The sequence below is a fragment of the Allonocardiopsis opalescens genome (assembly GCF_003002095.1).
In the GTDB taxonomy this organism is placed as follows: Bacteria; Actinomycetota; Actinomycetes; order Streptosporangiales; family Streptosporangiaceae; genus Allonocardiopsis; species Allonocardiopsis opalescens.
Genome location: NZ_PVZC01000005.1, coordinates 240,549 through 259,950, shown reverse-complemented (window position 1 = coordinate 259,950; position 19,402 = coordinate 240,549). Strand labels below are relative to the sequence as shown.

The following is a 19,402-nucleotide window of genomic DNA, read 5'->3' as shown; positions in this document are numbered from 1 at the left end:
TTATTCTGCGTCTGCTCGAGGTGTGAGTTGGACCGCAGGTGCATCCGGCGGTCGCGGGGCGGGTTAACGTCAAAGGGGCGCCGGGGCGCCGGGGAATCCGGAACGGCCGCGGATGGCTGTAGCGGATGACGACATAGCCGGACGTTAGTAGAGGGTGGAACAGCGTGCCAGCCAGGACAGGCAGCGCAGGGGACGCGGGCGGGGGGACACGCCTGGTCATCGTGGAGTCGTCGACCAAGGCGAAGACCATCGCCGGATATCTCGGCCGTGGTTACGTTGTCGAGTCCAGTATCGGCCATATCCGTGACCTGCCCACCAAGGCCGCCGAGATCCCGGTGAAGTACAAGAAAGAGCCCTGGTCGCGGCTGGGTGTGAACGTCGAGCACGAGTTCGAGCCGCTCTACGTCGTCAACGCCGACAAGAAGAGTCAGGTCAAGAAGCTCAAGGATCTGCTGGCCGACGCCTCCGAGCTGTACCTGGCCACGGACGAGGACCGCGAGGGCGAGGCCATCGCCTGGCACCTGCTCGAAGTGCTCAAGCCCAAGGTGCCGGTGCGCCGCATGGTCTTCAACGAGATCACCAAGGACGCCATCCGCCGCGCCGCCGACAACACCCGCGAGCTGAACCTCCGGCTGGTCGACGCCCAGGAGACCCGCCGTATCCTCGACCGCCTCTACGGCTACGAGGTCTCGCCGGTGCTGTGGAAGAAGGTCATGCCGAGGCTGTCGGCGGGCCGCGTGCAGTCGGTGGCCACCCGGCTGGTGGTGGAGCGCGAGCGCGAGCGGATCGCCTTCCGCTCGGCCGACTACTGGGACATCAAGGGCCAGTTCGACACCGGCGTGGCCGAGCACGACCCCTCGGTCTTCGGCGCCGCGCTGGTCTCCGTCGACGGCCGCCGCGTCGCGCAGGGGCGCGACTTCAGCTCCGTCGGGCAGCTGCGCGACCAGGCCGTGCTGCACCTGGACGAGGAGGCGGCGCGCGCGCTGGCCGGGCGGCTGGAGGGCGCGAACTACACGGTGCGCTCGGTGGAGCGCAAGCCGTACCGCCGCTCGCCGTACCCGCCGTTCCGCACCACCACCCTCCAGCAGGAGGCGTCGCGCAAGCTCGGCTTCTCGGCCAAGTACACGATGCAGGTGGCGCAGCGGCTGTACGAGAACGGCCACATCACCTATATGCGTACCGACAGCATCACCCTGTCGGAGGGCGCCATCGCCGCCGCCCGCGGGCAGGCCGTGCAGCTGTACGGCTCCAGCTACGTGCCGGACAAGCCGCGGGCCTACCAGAGCAAGGTGAAGAACGCCCAGGAGGCGCACGAGGCGATCCGCCCGGCGGGCGACACCTTCCGCACCCCGGCCGAGGCGGGGCTGCGCAGCGACGAGTTCCGGCTGTACGAGCTGATCTGGAAGCGCACCGTCGCCTCGCAGATGAAGGACGCCGTCGGCGAGTCGGTGTCGGTGCGGATGGTCGGGGCCTCCAACGCGGGCGAGCAGGCCGAGTTCAGCGCCACCGGCAAGGTCATCAGCTTCCACGGCTTCCTCAAGGCCTACGTGGAGGGCTCCGACGACCCCGACGCCGAGCTGGACGACCGCGAGCGCAGGCTGCCGCCGCTGGCCGAGGGCGACGCCGTCACCGCCGTGGAGCTGGCGGCCGAGGGCCACAGCACCCGCCCGCCGGCCCGCTACACCGAGGCGTCGCTGGTCAAGGAGCTGGAGGAGCGCGGGATCGGGCGGCCGTCGACCTACGCGTCGATCATCGGCACCATCCTGGACCGCGGCTACGTGTTCAAGAAGGGCTCCGCGCTGGTGCCCTCCTTCCTGGCCTTCGCCGTCGTCACCCTGCTGGAGAAGCACTTCGACAACCTGGTCGACTACGACTTCACCGCCCGGATGGAGGACATCCTCGACGACATCGCCCGCGGCGACGCGCAGCGGGTGCCGTGGCTGCGGCGGTTCTACTACGGCGAGGACGGCGACGAGGGGCTCAAGGAGCTGGTCACCGACCTCGGCGACATCGACGCCAAGGAGGTCAGCTCCTTCCCGCTGGCCGACAGCGACATCATCATCCGGGTGGGGCGCTACGGCCCCTACCTGGAGCGCGACGAGCAGCGGGTGAACGTCCCCGAGGACCTCGCGCCCGACGAGCTGACGGTGGAGCGCGCCGAGGAGCTGTTCGCGCAGCCCAGCGGCGAGCGCGAACTGGGCGTCGACCCCGACACCGGCCGGATGCTGGTGGCGAAGAGCGGCCGCTTCGGCCCGTACGTCACCGAGGTGCTGGAGGAGGACGCGCCGAAGTCGGCCAAGCCGCGCACCGGCTCGCTGCTGAAGTCGATGACCCTCGACACGGTCACCTTCGACGACGCCAAGAAGCTGCTCTCGCTGCCCCGGGTGGTCGGCGAGATCGACGGCGAGCAGGTCACCGCGCAGAACGGCCGCTACGGCCCGTACCTGCGCAAGGGCGCCGAGGGCAAGGGCTCCGACAGTCGCTCGCTGGAGACCGAGGAGCAGCTGTTCACGGTCACCATCGAGCAGGCCAAGGAGCTGTTCGCGCAGCCCAAGGCCCGCGGCCGCGCCCGCGCCGCCGCGGCGCCGCCCCTGCGCGAGCTGGGCAAGGACCCCGAGAGCGGCCAGGACGTCGTGGTCAAGGAGGGGCGCTTCGGCCCCTACGTCACCGACGGCGCCACCAACGCCTCGCTGCGCAAGGGCGACGACGTGGCGACGGTGACGATCGAGCGCGCCGCCGAACTGCTGGCCGAGCGCCGCGCCAAGGCTCCGGCCAAGCCGAAGGCCAAGTCCAAGAACGGCACCACCACCCGCAAGCGGGCGTCGGCGAAGTCGAAGTAGCCGGACGGAGTCGGGCGGCGGTCAGCCGCCCGTTTCGTCGTCCGGGGGGTTCGGGGCTTCGCCGGCGGTGTCGTGCGCTGCGGCGACAGGCCGTAGAGGGCCCGCCGGGCAGTGTTATGACATCGTGCCCCGGGCGCGTACGGGCCCAGTAGGCTGCGCTTCGTGTGTGCGCGCCGATATTCGCGGGGTACTACATCATCGAACCCCGCTAAACACGCCGTTCTACTCGATACGCTGACGCAATGACCAGATCTGGACGATCCGAGGCGCGTGGCGAGCCTCGCACCGTACTGGCGATCAAGCCCTTCCGCCGGTTCTGGCTGGTGCTGTCGCTGTCGAGCCTCGGCGACTGGCTGAGCCTCCTCGCCCTGATGTCGATGGCGGCCATGCTCACCGCCGACCAGGCGGCCTGGCTGCAGGGCACCGCGGTCAGCGCCGTGGTCGTCGTCCAGCTGCTGCCCACCCTGGTCCTCGGCCCGATCGCCGGCGCGCTCGCCGACCGCTTCGACCGGCGGCTGAACATGGTCGTCGGCGACATCCTCCGAGCCCTCCTCTACATCTCGATGCCGCTCGTCGGCGAGCTGTGGTGGCTGCTGATCGCCAACTTCCTGGCGCAGACCGTCTCCCTCTTCTGGGCCCCCGCCAAGGAGGCGACGGTCCCCAACCTGGTGCCCCGCCAGCGCCTGGAGGAGGCCAACCGGCTCTTCCTGGTCACCACCTACGGCAGCATGCCGATCGCGGCCGGCCTCTACACGCTGCTGGCCACCGTCGGCACGGTCTCCGTCCGGCTCTTCCCCGACTTCGCGCTGAACCAGAACGACATCGCGCTGTTCCTCAACGGGGCCACGTACCTGGTCGCCGCCCTGGTCGTCTTCCGACTGCCGATCCCGCCGATGCAGCCCACCGAGGGCGAGCGGCAGCCATCGGTGTGGCGGCAGATCGTCGACGGCTGGCGCTTCGCCGCCAGCACCCCCGTGGTGCGCGGCCTGCTGGTGGGCATGCTCGGCGCCTTCGCGGCGGGCGGCCTGGTGGTGGGCGTCGCCCGCCTCTACGTCACCCTGCTGCAGGCCGGCGACGCCGGCTTCGGCATCCTGGTCGGCTCCGTCTTCACCGGCATGGCGCTGGGCATGTTCGTGGCGCCCCGGGTGGTGCGCGACTTCAGCCGCTACCGCCTGTTCGGCCTCGCCATCGCCGCCTCGGGCGTCGCGCTGCTGCTGATGGCGCTGATCCCCAACATGGTCATCGCCGCCTTCCTCACCGGCACCGTCGGCGCGGGCGCCGGCATCGCGTGGATGATCGGGCTCACCCTGCTCGGCACCGAGGTCTCCGACGAGATCCGCGGCCGCACCTTCGCCTTCCTGCAGGCCATGGCGAAGGTCGTGCTGATGGTCGCCGTCGCCGCCGGGCCGATCCTGGGCGGCCTGATCCCCAACCGCACCCAGCGCCTCGGCGCCGACATCGCGCTCACCTTCGGCGGCTCCAACGTGGTGCTGCTGGTCGGCGCCGCGATCGCCCTGCTGGTCGGCTGGTACTCCTACACCCAGATGGACGACCGCCGCGGCACCTCCCTGATCGCCGACGTCGTCACCGCCGTGCGCGGCGCGCCGCCCGACGTCGCCGCCAAGCGCACCTCGGGAACCCTCATCGCACTGGAGGGCGGCGAGGGCGCGGGCAAGTCCACCCAGGCCCGGCTGCTCGCCATCTGGCTGCGCGAGCAGGGCTACGACGTCGTCGCCACCCACGAGCCCGGCGCCACCAAGGTCGGCATGCGGCTGCGGGCCATCCTGCTCGACCGCAACCACGTGGGCCTGTCGCCGCGCGCCGAAGCGCTGCTGTACTGCGCCGACCGCGCCGAGCACGTCGAGTCCGTCATCCGGCCCGCGCTGGAGCGCGGCGCCGTGGTCGTCACCGACCGCTACATCGACTCGATGGTCGCCTACCAGGGCGCCGGCCGCCAGCTGCCTGAGGACGAGATCGTCTGGCTGAACCGCTGGGCCACCGACAACCTGCTGCCCGACCTCACGATCGTGCTCGACCTGCCCCCGTCGGAGGGCTCCGCCCGGCGCGGCGCGCCCGCCGACCGGCTGGAGGCGGAGTCCGAGGACTTCCACGAGCGCGTCCGCTCCGGCTTCCAGGCCCGCGCCCGCAGCGAGCCCGACCGCTACTTCGTGGTCGACGCGAGCGAGCCGGCCGAGGCGGTCTCCCGCGCCATCCAGGACGAGGTGCGCCGCATCCTGCCCGACCCGGTGCCCGACAGCTCCGAGGAGGCGACGACCACCTTCCCGGCGATCAAGATCGAATAGTCGGGAGACGGGGCGCGGAGGGGCGGGCGCGTGGCGTCCGCTCCGGCCGGGGGTGCGCCTCGGCGTCGTGTTTCGTCTGGTGTGGGGTTGTTCGCTGGTCGAATTCTGATGGGGCGGCCGGTGGTTCCGCTGCTGGCGGCGGTCAGGTGCTCGTTGCCTGTTTGAGGCAAGGGACTCGCCGTGCACCCTGGCCGGTCCGCGCGGTTCGCTCGCCGTCCGGCGTCGTCGGCCGTCCCGGACAAGGCGGGCGCGTCCCCTCGGCTCGCTGCGTACGATCGAGGGCATGACCGCAGCCGGAGTGTTCGCCGACCTGGTCGACCAGGACGCCGTCGTCGCCGACCTGCGCGCCGCCGCACTGGCCGCGGCCGACCAGCTGCGCGGCGGCCCCGGCACCGGCATGACGCACGCGTGGCTGTTCACCGGCCCGCCCGGCTCGGGCCGGTCCAGTGCCGCCCGCGCCTTCGCCGCCGCGCTCCAGTGCCCGGACGCCGGGTGCGGCCACTGCGACGCCTGCCACCAGGTGCTGGCCGGCACCCACGCCGACGTGCGGGTGGTGCGTCCGGCCGGACTCTCCTACGGTGTGAAGGAGACGCGCTCGCTGGTGCTGCGCGCGTCGTCGTCGCCGACGAGTGGGCGCTTCCAGGTGGTGCTGTTCGAGGACGCCGACCGCGCCACGGAGGCGGCGGCGAACGCGCTGCTCAAGGCGGTCGAGGAGCCGCCGCCCCGGACCGTGTGGCTGCTGTGCACCCCGGCGCCCGAGGACCTGCTGGTGACGATCCGTTCACGCTGCCGACTGGTGCGGATGCGCACGCCGTCGAACCGCGCTGTAGCCGAACTGTTGGTGCGGCGCGAGGGGGTGGACCAGCGGACCGCCGCCGAGGCCGCGCGTGCCGCCCAAGGGCACATCGGCCGCGCCCGGCGCCTGGCCGTCGACGACGAGGCGCGCACCCGCCGCCTGGCCGTCCTGGACATCCCCGGGCAGGTCGACACGCTCGGCTCGGCCATGCTGGCCGCGGCCGACCTGGTGCAGGCGGCCGAGCGCGACGCGGCGTCCACCAGCGGCGAACTGGACGAGGCCGAACGCACCGCCCTGCGGCAGGCCTTCGGCGAGGGCGCCACCGGCAAAGGCGTGCAGAAGGCGGTGCGCGGCGCGGCCGGAGCCCTCAAGGAACTGGAGGACCGCCAGAAGTCGCGCGCCACCCGCATCAAGCGCGACTCCCTCGACCTGGCCCTGCTCGACCTCGCCGCCTTTTACCGCGACGTGCTCGCCGTGCAGTTCGGCGCCGACGTGGAGCTGTCGGCCGACCCCGCCCGGGTCCGCGCCGTCGCCGGCGCATCATCCCCGGAGACGACCCTGCGCCGCCTGGACGCCGTCATGCGCTGCCGCCGCCGCATCGCCGCCAACGTCCACCCCCAGATCGCCGCCGAGGCGATGACGACGGCGCTGTTCACGGGGTAGGTCGGGGCGTGGGGGGGCGCCGTTTCGGGCTTGGGCGGGATTCGGGTCCGCGTTGTCCCTCCCCCGGCGGACGCGATGCGTCGGCCATTGGCGTGCGGCCTGCGCCGCTGTCGCCCAGGGGGCGGTATCGACCGCTGTTATGGGGGTGTGGTTCCGCACTGTCGCACGGAGACGCCGTCGCGCTGTCGGCCCCCGGGGCGCAGCCCCCTCCCGCCCTGGGGAGGCACCCCTGTAACCATTCTCGCGCGACACCGTGCGCACCGTCAGCGGTTACCCGTGGGTTGTGGACAAGTGGGCACGCGGTCCCCAACCTGTGGACGGCTGCCGGAGGTGGTGGGGCGGAATGGTGTAGAAGGCGCGATCGGCGGTGCCGTGCTGTGGGCTTGCGTCCCATCAGCGCGCTCGGAGTCGCGCTTCTCGGCACGAAGGTGACGGCGTCGATGCCGCTGAACCGGGCCGCCCGGTGCCCCCTGCCCTGACGGCCGCCGGGTGAGGCGGTCGGCGCGCAGGGTGAGCGGCGAAGCTCCGACCGCGTCGTTCCGCGAGGCTGTTTTGTCCCGGTTTTCCGGCCAATGACCGTTCCTGGCCGTCCTCGCGTTCGTGTCTGGCGGCTGTCGGTGGGCCGACCTAATCTTGGGCGGCCAACTGAATGTGGAGGTTAGGTATGCCGTCCTCTCACTCCAGATCCGCCGCCCGACGGGCTCTCGCCGCAGTCGCGGCCGCGATCTTCGGGCTGAGCCTGCTTCTCGCCCCGTCCACCGCCCACGCCGCCCCCGCGGGGCTGCCCGATCCCGAGGTCGAGCGCGAGGTCGCCCGCGACCTGCGCATCCCCTGGGGCGTCGCCTTCCTGCCCTCGGGAGACGCGCTGGTCAGCGAGCGCGACACCGCGCAGGTGCTGCGCGTCTCGCCGTCCGGCACCGTCGACGTGGTCGGCACGGTGCCCGGAGTGGCGCCGGGCGGCCAGGGCGGGCTCATGGGCCTCGCGCTCTCGCCCGACTTCGCCACCGACCGCTACGTCTACGCCTTCCTGACCTCCGCCACCGACAACCGGATCGTCCGGATGGAGTACCGCTTCGGTAGGCTCGGCCCGCCTGAGGTGATCTTCTTCGGAATCGAGCGCGGCCCCGGCCACAACGGCGGCGGAATCGCCTTCGGCCCCGACGGCATGCTCTACGCGGGCACCGGCGACGCCGGGCAGCCGGCCATCGCCCAGGACCCGGACAACCCGGCCGGCAAGATCCTGCGCATGACGCCCGACGGGGAGCCCGCCCCGGGCAACCCCGACCCCTCGTCCGTCATCTACACCATCGGCCACCGCAATGTGCAGGGCCTCGGCTGGGACTCCAGGAACCGCTTCTGGGTGTCGGAGTTCGGCCAGGACACCTGGGACGAGCTGAACCTGGTGCGGGCCGGCGGCAACTACGGCTGGCCCGAGGTCGAGGGCGCGGCCGGCGACCCCCGCTTCATCGACCCGCTCTGGCAGCGCTCCCCGGCCGAGGCCACCCCCAGCGGCCTGGCCATCGTGGACGACGTCATCTACATCGCCGGCCTGCGCGGCCAGCGGCTGTGGCGCATCCCCATCAACCGCCACGGCGTGGGCGCCGGCGAGGACTTCTTCGTCGGTGAGTACGGCCGGCTGCGCACCGTCGTCCCGGCCCCTGGCGGCGGCCTGTGGCTCACCACCAGCAACCACGACCAGCTCGGCACCCCCAGGCCGGGCGACGACCGCATCCTCCACATCGGCCTGTAGCGCCGTGGCCGGGCCGCTCCCCGCGCGGGAGCGGCCCGCGCCCGCGGCGGCCGACGCACGGATCAGCCATCCCACGCCACCGGTCGCGAGGACCCGTCCGCCGCGGAAGCGCTGGAAGGCCCCGCGCAGCTCCGCGACGGCCTTCGCGACTCCGGGCGGGACAAGGACCGCGATGCCACCTGGCCCTCTCATCTGCTCGTCCCTTTCGGTACGGCATATCGCGCCACTACTATCCTAATAGCGTGAGAAATATCGTGAAGGCGGTGCTGATCGTCGTCCTGGGGCTGGCCTTCGGCGCGGTGTCGTCGCTGAGCAACGCGGTGTCCAGCCCGTACAACGACCTCGGCGCGCCGCTGACGGGCACCCTGTGGGCGTCGGCCGCGCTGGTCGTGAGCCTGGTGCTGAACGCCGGCTGGGCGTGGGCCGGGCTGGCGGTCGTCGCCGGGCGCCTGACCGGAGCGCTCGGACGCGGAGCGGCCGCCGGAATGTCGGCCCTGCTGGCCGCGTCGGTGGCCTACTACGCCTCGGACGCCGTCCTGCGGCCGGAGCCCTTCGGCCTGTTCGATCAGGGCCGGCCCTGGCTGGCCGTGAGCCTGGTCCTCGGCCCTGGCCTCGGTGCCGTGGGCGCCCTCGCCGCACGTTCCGGCTGGGTGGGCCTGCTCGCCGGGCTGACGGTTCCGGTCGGCGCGGTGACGGAGACCGTCCTCCTCCCGCGCGGCAACGGTGTCCTGGCCGCCGCCCCGCTCATGGCGGGGATCCAGATCTGTGTCGTGGCGGCGGCCGTGGCCGCCGCCGCGCTGCTGTCGGCGCGCTTCGCCGCCACCCGTCGGCGCACGGCCTGACCCGGCTACGAAGGCCGACACCACCAGCCTGCTCGCCATCCGCCACTGCCAGCCGTGATTCGCGAACCGGTCGGTCCGTTCCGGTGCTCCTCACCCGCCACCAGCCCGGTCACCGGTGTTCAAGGAACTCCGCACAGCCATGACCAGGGCCGATACCCGCCGGTCCGGTATCGGGTCACCGCTCGAAGCCGTGAACCCGCCGGACGCGCCGCACCGTAACGACCGGCACCGGCAGCCGACGCGGCTCGGCTCTGACGCGGCGTCCGACGTCGGAGTCCGGGCGCGGCCGCCGTACCCGAAGTGCCCGGCACTACACGATCGGTGGCCGCCAGTGGCCGTGGTCGATGCGGTGGCGGGGCAGGCGGCCGTAGGGTCGGCTCGACGCCCGATCGCGCCCGTGGGGCGCCCGAATCCGCGAGGTGTCCGATGACGATGGTCCGTGTGCTGGGCGGCGCGATCGCGGTCACCGCCCTTTCGGCGGCGGTCGCGTGCGGCGGAGCGCAGCCGGACGCGGCCGGGCCCTCCCCGACGCCGCAGTCGCCGTCGCCATCGATGTCCTCGGTCCCGCCGTCGCCCAGCCCGTCGGCGTCGCCCTCGGAGAGCCCGGCAGAGGTCGACCCGGACTCGGCGGAGAACATCTGCACCCGCGCCCGCGAGGCGGAGGGGGCGCCGGAGGGCGGCGGCATCGCCGGTGCCGACTCCATGATGCTGCAGATGGAGGTCATGTCCGCCGCGCTGGCCGAGGACGCCGAGCCCGCCCTGCGCGAGATCGCCGAAGAGCACTTCCGTGCCGACTCCGGCGGCGACGCCGAGGAGGGCTTCCGCCTGCTGCACGAGTGGTGCGACGAGAACGTGCCCGAGTAGCCGCCGCGGGGCGACGGCGGCGCGGAGAAACGGCGCCCGGCACTGTCAGGGCGGGCGGCCCCGTGGCGCGCCACCCGCCCGGACCCGTGCCCCTCACAGCACGCTCGCGCGCTCCCGGTCGACCACGTGCAGCGGCACCTGTTCGGCGACGCGCGCCAGCACCTCCAGGGCCTTGCCGCCACGGGCGGCGGCGTACTCGGCCTCGGTCAGCGCCGCGACCTGGAGGAAGGCGACGGCGCCGTTGGGCGTGTCCACCACGCCCAGCTCGGGGTCGATGTCGAAGGCCAGCGCGGCGAGCAGGGTGGGCGCCGGGCCCTCCTGCCCGGGTCCCTGGCCGAAGGTGCCGCGGGCCACGTGGATGGTGTGCCCGGGGGCGAAGGGGCGCTCGGCGAAGACGTACTTGGCCAGCTGCTGCAGCAGTATGACCGGCCACCCGGGCGGGGCGGACTCGTCCGGGCCGCGTGCGACCCGGATGCTGAACTCGATCCCGAAGCCCGACAACTCCGGGTCGGAGCCGGTCTTCTCGTACAGCTCCGACAGCCCGAAGCCGACCAGGTGCCAGTGCGGCACGGGGTCGCTCGTGGCGTAGACGCGTACCGCGTCCAGCGGCTCCTTGCCGCCCAGCATGTAGGGCACCTCCGGGGCGAAGTCGCCCAAGGGCTCGGCGCCGCCGTACAACTCGCTGAGCGCGGCGCCGAGCGCGTCCCATCCGGGCGCTGCGGCGTCCTGCTCGTGATCATCCTGAGGCATCCGGCGACGCTAGCAGCGCCCCCGCACGGACCACCGGACATGGCCGCAAGGGGTCAACGGGAACCGTGAACAGGAGTGGACTTCAGTACTCTGTGCTACTTTATAGCGGTACTCGGTGTTACAAAGTACTGAGGAGGGGGCGCGATGGACGACCTGACGGAGATGCTGAAGGGCACACTCGAGGGCTGCGTGCTGGAGATCATCGGCGGCGAGGAGACCTACGGCTACGCCATCACGCGCCGGCTGAACGACCTCGGCTTCGCCGATGTCGTCGAGGGGACGGTCTACACCATCCTGCTGAGGCTGGAGAGGAACGGTCTCGTCCGGGTGACGAAACGACCGTCCGGGATGGGGCCGCCGCGCAAGTTCTACGCGCTCAACGACGCGGGACGCGCGGAACTCGCGCGGTTCTGGACGAAATGGGAGTACCTCTCATCACGAATCGACAAGCTCAGGGAGGGCGGAGGATGAATCTCTGGGAGACCATGTCGGGCGGCGACATCACCCGGGAATGGACGGCCTTCGAATCCCGGGCCGAGGCACTGCCGGCCGGCCACCGGGCGGCGTGGGAAGAGATCAAGAGCCACCTTTCCCCCTACTCCGACTTCACCGGCCGCAAGCTGATCCCCGCTCTCGACGGCGCCCTCGGGCTGCTCGAAGAGACGGCGGCCGACGGCCAGAGCGTCAACGAAGTGCTGGACGACGACATCGCCGACTTCTGCGCCGCCCTGGCCGGCAGGGAAGGCGTCCGGACCCATCGCGACCGGTGGCGCGAACAACTGAACCGCAAGGTCGCGAGAAAACTGGGCCGGCTAGGAGGCTGACGTGGGCGTCCAGGACATCATCCAGGGCAAGAAGCAGTGGCGTGCGCACCTGGCGCGGGTTAAGGCGCTCCCGCCCGACTACCAGATCGTCTACCAGGAGATCCAGCGGTACCTCTTCAAGGTCGGACCGGTCGACCTGGCCGACGGAAACCTGCTCTCAGGACTCGTCGACTTCTTCGAGGAAGGCGCCGCGACCGACAGAGGAGTCCTCGACCTCATCGGCACCGACGTCGCCGCCTTCGCCGACGAGCTGATCAAGGACTCACCCACCTACGCGGACCTCTACCAGGCGTCCATCCGCGCGGAACACGGCACAGCCGAGAAGTGACCCGTCGCCGAGCCGGCGGACGCGCGCCCGGGCCGCTCCTGGGCGACGGCATAGCACCGCACCCCGGAAACACACCAGGGCGCTCCCCACGAGGGAAGCGCCTGGTCACGTGTGTGTCCGCTGGAGCCGCCTAAGGGAATCGAACCCTTGACCTACGCATTACGAGTGCGTCGCTCTGGCCGACTGAGCTAAGGCGGCGGGTGCTCGGCTCCTCACCCCGTTCACGCGGACCGGCTGATCAGCGACGCGCTGGAACTCACCGCCCAGGCAGGCGGTGGCCTGGCCAAGCGATCTTCAAGGACGACCACAAGATCGGTGTACCACCGCTCCTCGTCCAGCCCCGCGAGCAAGGCGAAGAACTCCTCGCGGTTCATCCGGTCTGCACGCACGGCCGACGACGTATAGCACCGTCTCGGTGGGCGGCGGAGCCGGCAGGCCGTGGGCCGGCGCCAGCGAAACGCTTGGCGTCAGCGCACTCCCGGCCGGTAGGCTCGATGCTCCCTCCACCGCACCCGGAACAACCCAGGCACGTCACTTCGTACAGCACCCCAGGAAGAGCGGTACCCCTCCAATGAGCGCAGGTGACGCGGCACAGACACCGGCCCCCAGACTCGTCGAGCTCGCCCGGACGTCACGCAACTTCGGTTTCCTGTACGACCATCTGCCGCTGCTCGTCGCTTACGGCTCGGGCGCCGAGGCCAACGTCTTCACCGATCCGAACACCTCGCTCATCAAGTCCCGGCAGTTCGGTGAGGCCCTCGCCTCCGATCTGGTGCGCAGGGGGCGTGTCCACTTCACCGGGACCAAGCAGGTCGAGCGCCTGGCAGCCCTTGACAGGGAAGGTTACCTGCACGGCAACGTGGGGCCCGCCTTCCATGAGGTCCGCGTCCTCGGCAACAAGGCCAACCACGACGGCTACGACGACGCGGACGACGCCTTCCGTGCCCTGCGGACCTGTCACCGGCTCGGTGTCTGGTACCACCGCCTGATCACCGGCTCCCGCGAACAGCGCACGTTCGTGCCACCGGACCCGGCACGCACGCCGGCCGCGCAGAACGCGGCCCTGCGCGCACAGGTGGAGGAGACTCGGCGTGCGCTGGAGGAGGCCCGGCTCACCTACGAGGGCCAGGCGTCCCAGGCACAGGCCGAGCAGGCCGCACGCCTCGCGGCGGAGAAGGAACTCGCCGACGCTGCGGCGGAGCGCGAGGAGCTGGCCCGTCAAGTGGCCGCCATGCATTATCAGCTCGCGGCGCTCCAGCAGGCCCAGTCCGCGGCCGACGCCAGACTGCTGCGCGAGCAGTTGACGAGCTCCGCCGCCGCGTCTGCGGCGGTGGCCGAGCGTGCCCGTCTCCTGGAGAACGCCGAGCAGGCAGCTCGTGAGCCTCTCACCGAGGCGCAGGTGCGCACCCGTATCGACGAGATGCTCACCGAGGCGGGCTGGAGCGTCCAGGACGCGGGCGGCAGCCTCAACCTGTATGTGCAGGGCGACCGCCGTGGCAGTGGTGTCGCCGTCCGCGAGATGACCACCGCCGCGGGCCGCGCCGACTACGCCCTGTACGTGGAGCGCAAACTCGTCGGCGTGATCGAGGCCAAGCGAGAGGGCGCCGACCTGACGGCCGCTGAAGCCCAGGCCGACCGGTACGCCGACAATCCCACCGAGGCGCAGCAGCGCCTGATCGCCTGGCGCACCCCACTCCCGTTCCGCTATGTGTCGGACGGCGGCGAGACCCGCTTCCGCAACACCCTCGATCCCGACTCGCGGAGTCGGCGGATTTTCTCCTTCCACCAGCCCCGCACCCTGTCCCGCTGGATCCGCCAGGCCGAACAGGACCCTCAGGCGCCCTCCTATCGCGCCAGGCTACGCCTGCGCATGCCCGATCTGGATGAGCGTCCCCTGCGCCCGGCTCAGATCAAGGCCGTGCGCGGCGTGGAGCGGTCCGTGGCCCTGAGCCAGGGCCAGCAGGGCACGGGCCAGTCCCGCTCGCTCGTCCAGATGGCGACCGGCGCCGGCAAGACGTACACAGCGGTCACGTTCTCGTACCGGATGCTCAAGTACGCGCAGGCCGAGCGGGTTCTGTTCCTGGTGGACCGGAACAACCTGGGCGCCCAGGCGCAGAACGAGTTCGAGAACTTCACGACGCCCGACACCAACCGCACCTTCGCCGACCTGTTCAATGTGCAGCGCCTGGGCGCCGAGGGCATGAACCCGTCCGCGAAGGTCGTCGTCTCCACGGTGCAGCGCCTGTACATGGAGCTGACGGGGGCGACCGTCCCCGCCACGCAGGGCGAGGACGGCGAGGAGGAGTACGCGTACGACGTGGCGGGTGACATCCGCGTCGGCTACAACCCCGGCATCCCACCCGAGTCCTTCGACTTGATCGTCGTCGACGAGTGCCACCGCTCCATCTACGGCAAGTGGCGCTCGGTACTGGAGTACTTCGACGCACCCGTGGTCGGCCTCACCGCGACCCCCGTCGCGCAGACCTTCGGCTACTTCAACGGCAATCTGGTCAGCGAGTACACCTACCCGGAGGCGGTCGCCGACGGCGTCAACGTCGACTTCCAGGTGTACGAGATCCTGACGCGGATCACGGGCGAAGGCGGCGTCATCGCACGCGGCACCATCCCCGTCCGCGACCGCCGGACCCGCCGCCAGCGCTACGAGGACTTCGACGAGGACGTCTCCTACGGCGCGACGGAAGTCGGCGCTGGCGTGATCAGCAAGGACCAGCTGCGCACGGTCATCCATACCTTCCGCGAGCGCTTGTTCACCGAGATCTTCCCCGATCGCGCCAAGCGCGACAAAGAGACCGGCGAGCTGCTGTGGGACGAGATGTACGTCCCCAAGACCCTCGTGTTCGCCAAGAACGACAACCACGCCGAGGAGATCGTCGAGGTAATCCGGGATGTCTTCGGCAAGGGCAACGACTTCTGCGCGAAGATCACACACGCGGCGAGGAACCCGGCGGAACTGCTCTCCGACTTCCGCAACCTCCCGCAATTGCGCATCGCCGTCACCGTGGACATGATCGCCACCGGCACCGACGTCAAGCCGCTCGAATGCCTGCTCTTCCTGCGGGACGTCAAGAGCTGGGCCTACTTCGAGCAGATGAAGGGCCGCGGCGCCCGTACCCTCTCGCTGACCGAGTTCGAGCGTGTCACGCCGGGTGTCGGGCCCAAGACGCGCTTTGTGATCGTCGACGCGGTGGGCGTGACCCGGAAGCCGAAGGTGGACGCCGGTCCGCTGGAGCAGCACACGGAGAAGGACCTCAATCTTGAGAGGCTCCTCCGCCTCACCGCCCGGGGTGTCGCGGAGGACAGCCATATCTCCACCCTGGCATCTCGTCTGGCCAAGCTGGACATCCAGATGACCGATGAGGAGCGCGCCGAGATCGAAGGGCTCACCGGCGGCGTACCGCTGAAGCACATCGTGCACAATATGGTCGACGCCGTCTCAATCGACGAGCAGGCCAAGACCCGCGAGGCCGCCGAACTCGTCGGCCTCGATCCCGACCAGGCCGTACGGGACGCGACGGAACGAGCGCTGCGCCCGCTGGCCTCCAACCCTGAACTGCGCAGCCGACTGCTGGAGATGCGCCGCGCGAAGGACATCCTGTACGACGAGACGAGCCGTGACGCCCTCGTGTCGGCCGGTGCTGTCCCGGAGGACGAGTCGACGGCGCGCGAGACCCTCCGCGATTGGCAGGCGTACGTCAAGGAGCACCGCGAAGAGATAGCGGAACTCGCCGCCGCCTTTTCGCCCGACTCGCCGGTACCGCCCCGCGAGGCCCTGCAGCGCCTCAAGGACCTGGAGCGGGCCGTGGCGCGTCCGCCGCGTGCCTGGACAGCAGAGAGGCTGTGGCGCTGCTATGAGCAGGTGGGCGAGGCCGTGACGGCTGACCGTTCCGCCGCCCGCACCGTGGCCGATCTGCTGGTCCTGGTGCGCTACGAGCTGGCAGGCGGCGCAAACGAGGGCGCCACACCGCCGCGCCCGCACGAGGAGGCGGTACGGGAGCGGTACGCTGCCTGGCGCACCAGGCAGGTACAAGCGGGCGTGACCTTCACCGACACCGAACTCTGGTGGCTCGACCACATCGTCGGCGCCACGATCGAGCGTGTACGCTTCGACACCGCCGACCTCGACTACGCTCCGTTCACGAAGAGGAACGGCACGGACGGGTTCCTCGCCGATTTCGGCGAGACGCGGGCGGAAAAGATCCTCGACGAACTTGACAGGGAGCTGGGGGCGTGACGCTGGGGCTGGGTGCGGAGTCCGGTGACGGCCAGGAGGAACTTCCTGGCGGTGGCACTGGGGAGCTGCCTCGCGGGTGGGCTCGGGTGACGCTGGCGGAACTGTGCGATATCAACCCGCGCTACTTCGATGAAGAGCCCGGAGACGATGATTTCATCTCACAAGTTCCCATGGCCGCAGTCGAGGCCGAGACAGGACGTATGGACGCGTCCAGTCAAGTGCGGTACGGCGACTTCAAACAGAAGTCGCTGACTCGCTTCCAGGAGAACGATGTTCTCTTTGCCAAGATTACACCCTGCATGGAGAACGGAAAGATTGCGGTAGCCCGAGGGCTACTAGACGGACGCGCTCTCGGTAGCACCGAATTCCATGTGCTACGCAGCTTCGGTGCAATTCTCCCCGAGTATCTGATGCACTATTTGTTGCAGCGTGATGTGCGCGCCAATGCAGAGCAGAACATGTCCGGCGCAGTCGGCCAACGTCGCGTGCCGCGACCTTATTTGGAATCCATTGAAATTCCGGTGCCGCCGCTTGCGGAGCAACACCGCATCGTTACCGAGATCGAGCGGCAGATCAGCCATATCGAGGCGGGTGAAGATGCGGTAAACATAGCAAGCAAGCGGATGGCAAATTTGGTTCAGGCGATCCGAACCGATGCGCTTTGGCCGGTAGGTACCGTGCTGCCAACAGATTGGTCGTGGGGTACTGTTGGCGATGTTCTAGACGACATTGAAGCGGGAAAGTCATTCACCTGTCTCCCGCGCCCCGCAAATCGCGACGAGTGGGGCATTATAAAGGTCAGCGCAATGACTTGGGGCGAGTTTCGACCGGAGGAGAACAAGGCGATTCCCCCGGAAAGAGAGCCGAATCCTGCTCATGAAATTCGCAGCGGCGACATATTGGTCAGTCGAGCAAACACTGTTGACTACGTGGGTGCTCCTGTGCTGGTCGGGGCGACGCGTGGAAGGCTGCTGTTGAGTGATAAAAGTCTACGTCTCGTTCCTAAGCGAGATGTAGATGTCAACTGGCTTGTTCATATGCTCGCTTCGCCAGCCGTTCGGGCACAGTATTCAGAAGCTGCCACCGGCACAAGCGACTCAATGCGTAACATCTCGCAGAAGGTCGTCCGTGAAGCCAGGATTCCCATTCCAGAATGCGATTCGACGCGCAAAGAGATCGCCGAGACGATAAATTCCCGTATCGAACTGGTTGAAGAGTTCCGAACGCCACTAATGGAACAGGTCGGCCATGCTCGGGACCTTCGTGCCGCCCTCCTGAACGCCGCCTTCACCGGCATCCTCGTCCCTCAGGATCCCGCCAACGAGCACGCCTCCGTCCTGCTCGACCGCATCCGCGCCGAGCGCGCGACCGCCCGGAAGGTGCCTCGCAAGCGTGCGGCCCGTAAGCCGCGCTCCACCCCGCCCGGTCAGGAAGAACTGCCTCAGTGAGCACCACCGCCGCCCTCATGAACAGCGCCACCGCCCCAGGCTTCCGCCGCTCCGCCGGGGAGACGACATCGACGCTCGTCAACCGGCTCTGGTCGTACTGCGAGTTGCTGCGCCACTCGGGCGTCTCCACCCTCGACTACGTCGAGCAGTTGACGTACCTCCTCTTCCTGAAAATGGCGGACGAGCGTGCCAACCGGCCGGCCAGGTTCCGCCGGAATATGCCGGAGGAGCCGCTGGTACCGCCGGGCCTGGACTGGCCGAGTCTCACCAGTCGGTCGGCCGAGGAGCTTGTGGTCCACTACGAGCACGTCCTGCGCCAGTTGGGCCGCAAGGGCGGGACGATGCTCGGCGAGGTGTTCACCAAGGCGCAGAACAAGATCCACGAGCCCGCCGTCCTGGAACGCCTCATCAAGGATCTGATCGACCCCTACACCTGGACCCGCGAGAACCTGGACCTCAAGGGCGACGCCTATGAAGGCCTGCTCCAGCGTGGTGCCGAGGATCGCAAGACAGGCGCCGGCCAGTACTTCACACCGCGCCCGCTCATCGACGCCATGGTCGACTGCGTGCAGCCGCGTCCCGGCGAATCGATCACCGACCCCGCCTGCGGCACCGGCGGCTTCCTCATCGCCGCGTATGCCCACATCGTCGAGCGCTACGAAGAGCAACTCTACGGCGACGAGGCACGCAAGCTCCAGACAGGTGCCATCACCGGCTACGAACTGGTCCGGGAGACAGCCCGGCTGGCGCTGATGAACATGCTGTTGCACGGCATCGGCACATCCGAGGCCCGCCCGCTGATCACCATCCAAGATTCTCTCGCGAAGTCGCCGCACAAGTTCTACGACATCGTGCTCGCCAATCCGCCCTTCGGCGTGGGCTCGGTCACCGGCGAGGCGTACACCTCCCGCAAGGACTTCTGGACGCAGACTACGAATAAACAGCTCAACTTCGTCCAGCACATCTACACCCTGCTGAAGACGAACGGCCGCGCCGCCCTGGTCCTGCCCGACAATGTGCTGTTCGAGGGCGGTGCGGGTGCGGAGATCCGCCGTCGCCTGCTGGACCTCACCGACGTCCATACCCTGCTGCGTCTGCCCACCGGCATCTTCTACGCCAATGGCGTCAAGGCGAACGTTCTTTTCTTCGACAAGCGTCCGCCCCGCCCCGGCGGCAAGCCCGCGACCAAACGGCTCTGGGTCTACGACTTCCGCACCGATCAGCGCTTCACGCTCAAGCAGCGCGCCCTGCGCCGCGAGCACCTCGACGAGTTCGTCGCCGCGTTCCACTCCGGCGGCACGGACTACTCGGCCCGAAAGCCAAGTGAGCGTTTCCGATCGTACGAGTACGATGAACTGATCGCCCGTGACAAGGTCAACCTCGACCTGACCGTGCTTCAGTCGGCCTCCGCCTCCTCCGCGACGCTCGCGCCCCCAGACGTGATCGCGCAGCAGATCGTGGAGGATTTGGAGACGGCCCTGGCGGAGTTCACCGCAGTGGCACAGGCCTTGAAGAAGGCCGCGAGCAGCAGGACGACCGACGGCTTCACTGCTACCACCAGCACTTCCCACGACGGTACAACGGACGACGGCACAACTCAGGAGCAATAGCCCTCCGGTCCCTCTCGCTCCCCGCCAAGCCACGCACGGGCTTCCCGGTGGCGTGAGGGCTTACCGGGGTCCGCTCCCTGGAACGGAAAGGCATGGTCCCCTTGCGTTCGTACCGGCAGCACGGACGCGGGC

The 19,402-nt window shown here is 69.7% G+C and carries 14 protein-coding genes and 1 tRNA gene; 12 read left to right on the top strand and 3 right to left on the bottom strand.

Annotated elements, in window-relative coordinates; translation table 11 throughout:
* Window positions 1-164: 164 nt before the first annotated feature.
* From topA to CLV72_RS18055, 6 genes are all read left to right on the top strand, one after another.
* On the top strand, window positions 165-2,840 hold the full coding sequence (gene topA / locus CLV72_RS18080) for a type I DNA topoisomerase (protein ID WP_106247645.1): 2,676 nt from the start codon (window positions 165-167) through the stop codon (window positions 2,838-2,840).
* 242 nt (window positions 2,841-3,082) lie between these two features.
* On the top strand, window positions 3,083-5,143 hold the full coding sequence (tmk, locus tag CLV72_RS18075) for a dTMP kinase (protein ID WP_106247642.1): 2,061 nt from the start codon (window positions 3,083-3,085) through the stop codon (window positions 5,141-5,143).
* A 283-nt stretch (window positions 5,144-5,426) separates the two neighbouring features.
* Window positions 5,427-6,602, top strand: a complete 1,176-nt coding sequence (locus CLV72_RS18070; RefSeq protein WP_106247640.1) for a DNA polymerase III subunit delta' — start codon at window positions 5,427-5,429, stop codon at window positions 6,600-6,602.
* Window positions 6,603-7,266: 664 nt separating this feature from the next.
* Window positions 7,267-8,352, top strand: a complete 1,086-nt coding sequence (locus tag CLV72_RS18065; RefSeq protein WP_106247637.1) for a PQQ-dependent sugar dehydrogenase — start codon at window positions 7,267-7,269, stop codon at window positions 8,350-8,352.
* 242 nt (window positions 8,353-8,594) lie between these two features.
* Entirely contained in the window at window positions 8,595-9,194 is a 600-nt protein-coding gene (locus tag CLV72_RS18060) for a hypothetical protein (protein ID WP_146159474.1), read from the top strand.
* A 426-nt stretch (window positions 9,195-9,620) separates the two neighbouring features.
* On the top strand, window positions 9,621-10,058 hold the full coding sequence (locus CLV72_RS18055; protein WP_106247632.1) for a hypothetical protein: 438 nt from the start codon (window positions 9,621-9,623) through the stop codon (window positions 10,056-10,058).
* Window positions 10,059-10,151: 93 nt separating this feature from the next.
* Here CLV72_RS18055 and CLV72_RS18050 read toward each other — a convergent pair whose 3' ends face one another.
* Window positions 10,152-10,808 (bottom strand): suppressor of fused domain protein, encoded by a 657-nt coding sequence (locus CLV72_RS18050; protein WP_106247630.1) that lies wholly within the window; start codon window positions 10,806-10,808, stop codon window positions 10,152-10,154.
* A 144-nt stretch (window positions 10,809-10,952) separates the two neighbouring features.
* On the opposite strand from CLV72_RS18050, the gene CLV72_RS18045 reads away from it, so the two are divergent.
* Genes CLV72_RS18045 through CLV72_RS18035 form a run of 3 tightly spaced genes read left to right on the top strand, consistent with a single transcriptional unit; the run spans window position 10,953 to window position 11,960 of the window.
* Window positions 10,953-11,279 carry a PadR family transcriptional regulator gene (locus tag CLV72_RS18045; RefSeq protein ID WP_106247628.1) on the top strand — a complete coding sequence of 109 codons (327 nt, stop codon included), beginning with the start codon at window positions 10,953-10,955 and terminating at the stop codon, window positions 11,277-11,279.
* Window positions 11,276-11,632, top strand: a complete 357-nt coding sequence (locus tag CLV72_RS18040; protein WP_106247625.1) for a DUF1048 domain-containing protein — start codon at window positions 11,276-11,278, stop codon at window positions 11,630-11,632. The genes CLV72_RS18045 and CLV72_RS18040 overlap by 4 nt, the downstream gene beginning before the upstream one ends.
* A 1-nt stretch (window position 11,633) precedes the next feature.
* Window positions 11,634-11,960, top strand: coding sequence for a DUF1048 domain-containing protein (locus CLV72_RS18035; RefSeq protein WP_106247622.1), 327 nt, complete (start codon window positions 11,634-11,636; stop codon window positions 11,958-11,960).
* A 121-nt stretch (window positions 11,961-12,081) separates the two neighbouring features.
* Here the strand turns inward: CLV72_RS18035 and CLV72_RS18030 are convergent.
* Both CLV72_RS18030 and CLV72_RS32290 read right to left on the bottom strand, forming a co-directional pair.
* Window positions 12,082-12,158 (bottom strand) — tRNA-Thr (locus CLV72_RS18030).
* Between the two features lie 23 nt (window positions 12,159-12,181).
* Window positions 12,182-12,334 (bottom strand): hypothetical protein, encoded by a 153-nt coding sequence (locus CLV72_RS32290; protein WP_170141019.1) that lies wholly within the window; start codon window positions 12,332-12,334, stop codon window positions 12,182-12,184.
* Window positions 12,335-12,531: 197 nt separating this feature from the next.
* Between CLV72_RS32290 and CLV72_RS18025 the strand changes: the two genes are divergently transcribed.
* Genes CLV72_RS18025 through CLV72_RS18015 form a run of 3 tightly spaced genes read left to right on the top strand, consistent with a single transcriptional unit; the run spans window position 12,532 to window position 19,270 of the window.
* Window positions 12,532-16,212, top strand: a complete 3,681-nt coding sequence (locus CLV72_RS18025) for a type I restriction endonuclease subunit R (protein ID WP_211302936.1) — start codon at window positions 12,532-12,534, stop codon at window positions 16,210-16,212.
* Entirely contained in the window at window positions 16,209-17,660 is a 1,452-nt protein-coding gene (locus CLV72_RS18020; RefSeq protein WP_106247619.1) for a restriction endonuclease subunit S, read from the top strand. The genes CLV72_RS18025 and CLV72_RS18020 overlap by 4 nt, the downstream gene beginning before the upstream one ends.
* Window positions 17,657-19,270 carry a class I SAM-dependent DNA methyltransferase gene (locus CLV72_RS18015; RefSeq protein ID WP_211302935.1) on the top strand — a complete coding sequence of 538 codons (1,614 nt, stop codon included), beginning with the start codon at window positions 17,657-17,659 and terminating at the stop codon, window positions 19,268-19,270. The genes CLV72_RS18020 and CLV72_RS18015 overlap by 4 nt, the downstream gene beginning before the upstream one ends.
* The last annotated feature ends 132 nt before the right edge of the window (window positions 19,271-19,402 follow it).

What these genes read in the sequence shown, in the direction of transcription:
- tmk (WP_106247642.1), top strand. Translation starts at nt 3,083, where the DNA reads ATGACCAGATCTGGACGATCCGAGGCGCGTGGCGAGCCTCGCACCGTA.
- CLV72_RS18070 (WP_106247640.1), top strand. Translation starts at nt 5,427, where the DNA reads ATGACCGCAGCCGGAGTGTTCGCCGACCTGGTCGACCAGGACGCCGTC.
- CLV72_RS18065 (WP_106247637.1), top strand. Translation starts at nt 7,267, where the DNA reads ATGCCGTCCTCTCACTCCAGATCCGCCGCCCGACGGGCTCTCGCCGCA.
- CLV72_RS18055 (WP_106247632.1), top strand. Translation starts at nt 9,621, where the DNA reads ATGACGATGGTCCGTGTGCTGGGCGGCGCGATCGCGGTCACCGCCCTT.
- CLV72_RS18050 (WP_106247630.1), bottom strand. Translation starts at nt 10,808, where the DNA reads ATGCCTCAGGATGATCACGAGCAGGACGCCGCAGCGCCCGGATGGGAC.
- CLV72_RS18045 (WP_106247628.1), top strand. Translation starts at nt 10,953, where the DNA reads ATGGACGACCTGACGGAGATGCTGAAGGGCACACTCGAGGGCTGCGTG.
- CLV72_RS18040 (WP_106247625.1), top strand. Translation starts at nt 11,276, where the DNA reads ATGAATCTCTGGGAGACCATGTCGGGCGGCGACATCACCCGGGAATGG.
- CLV72_RS32290 (WP_170141019.1), bottom strand. Translation starts at nt 12,334, where the DNA reads ATGAACCGCGAGGAGTTCTTCGCCTTGCTCGCGGGGCTGGACGAGGAG.
- CLV72_RS18025 (WP_211302936.1), top strand. Translation starts at nt 12,532, where the DNA reads ATGAGCGCAGGTGACGCGGCACAGACACCGGCCCCCAGACTCGTCGAG.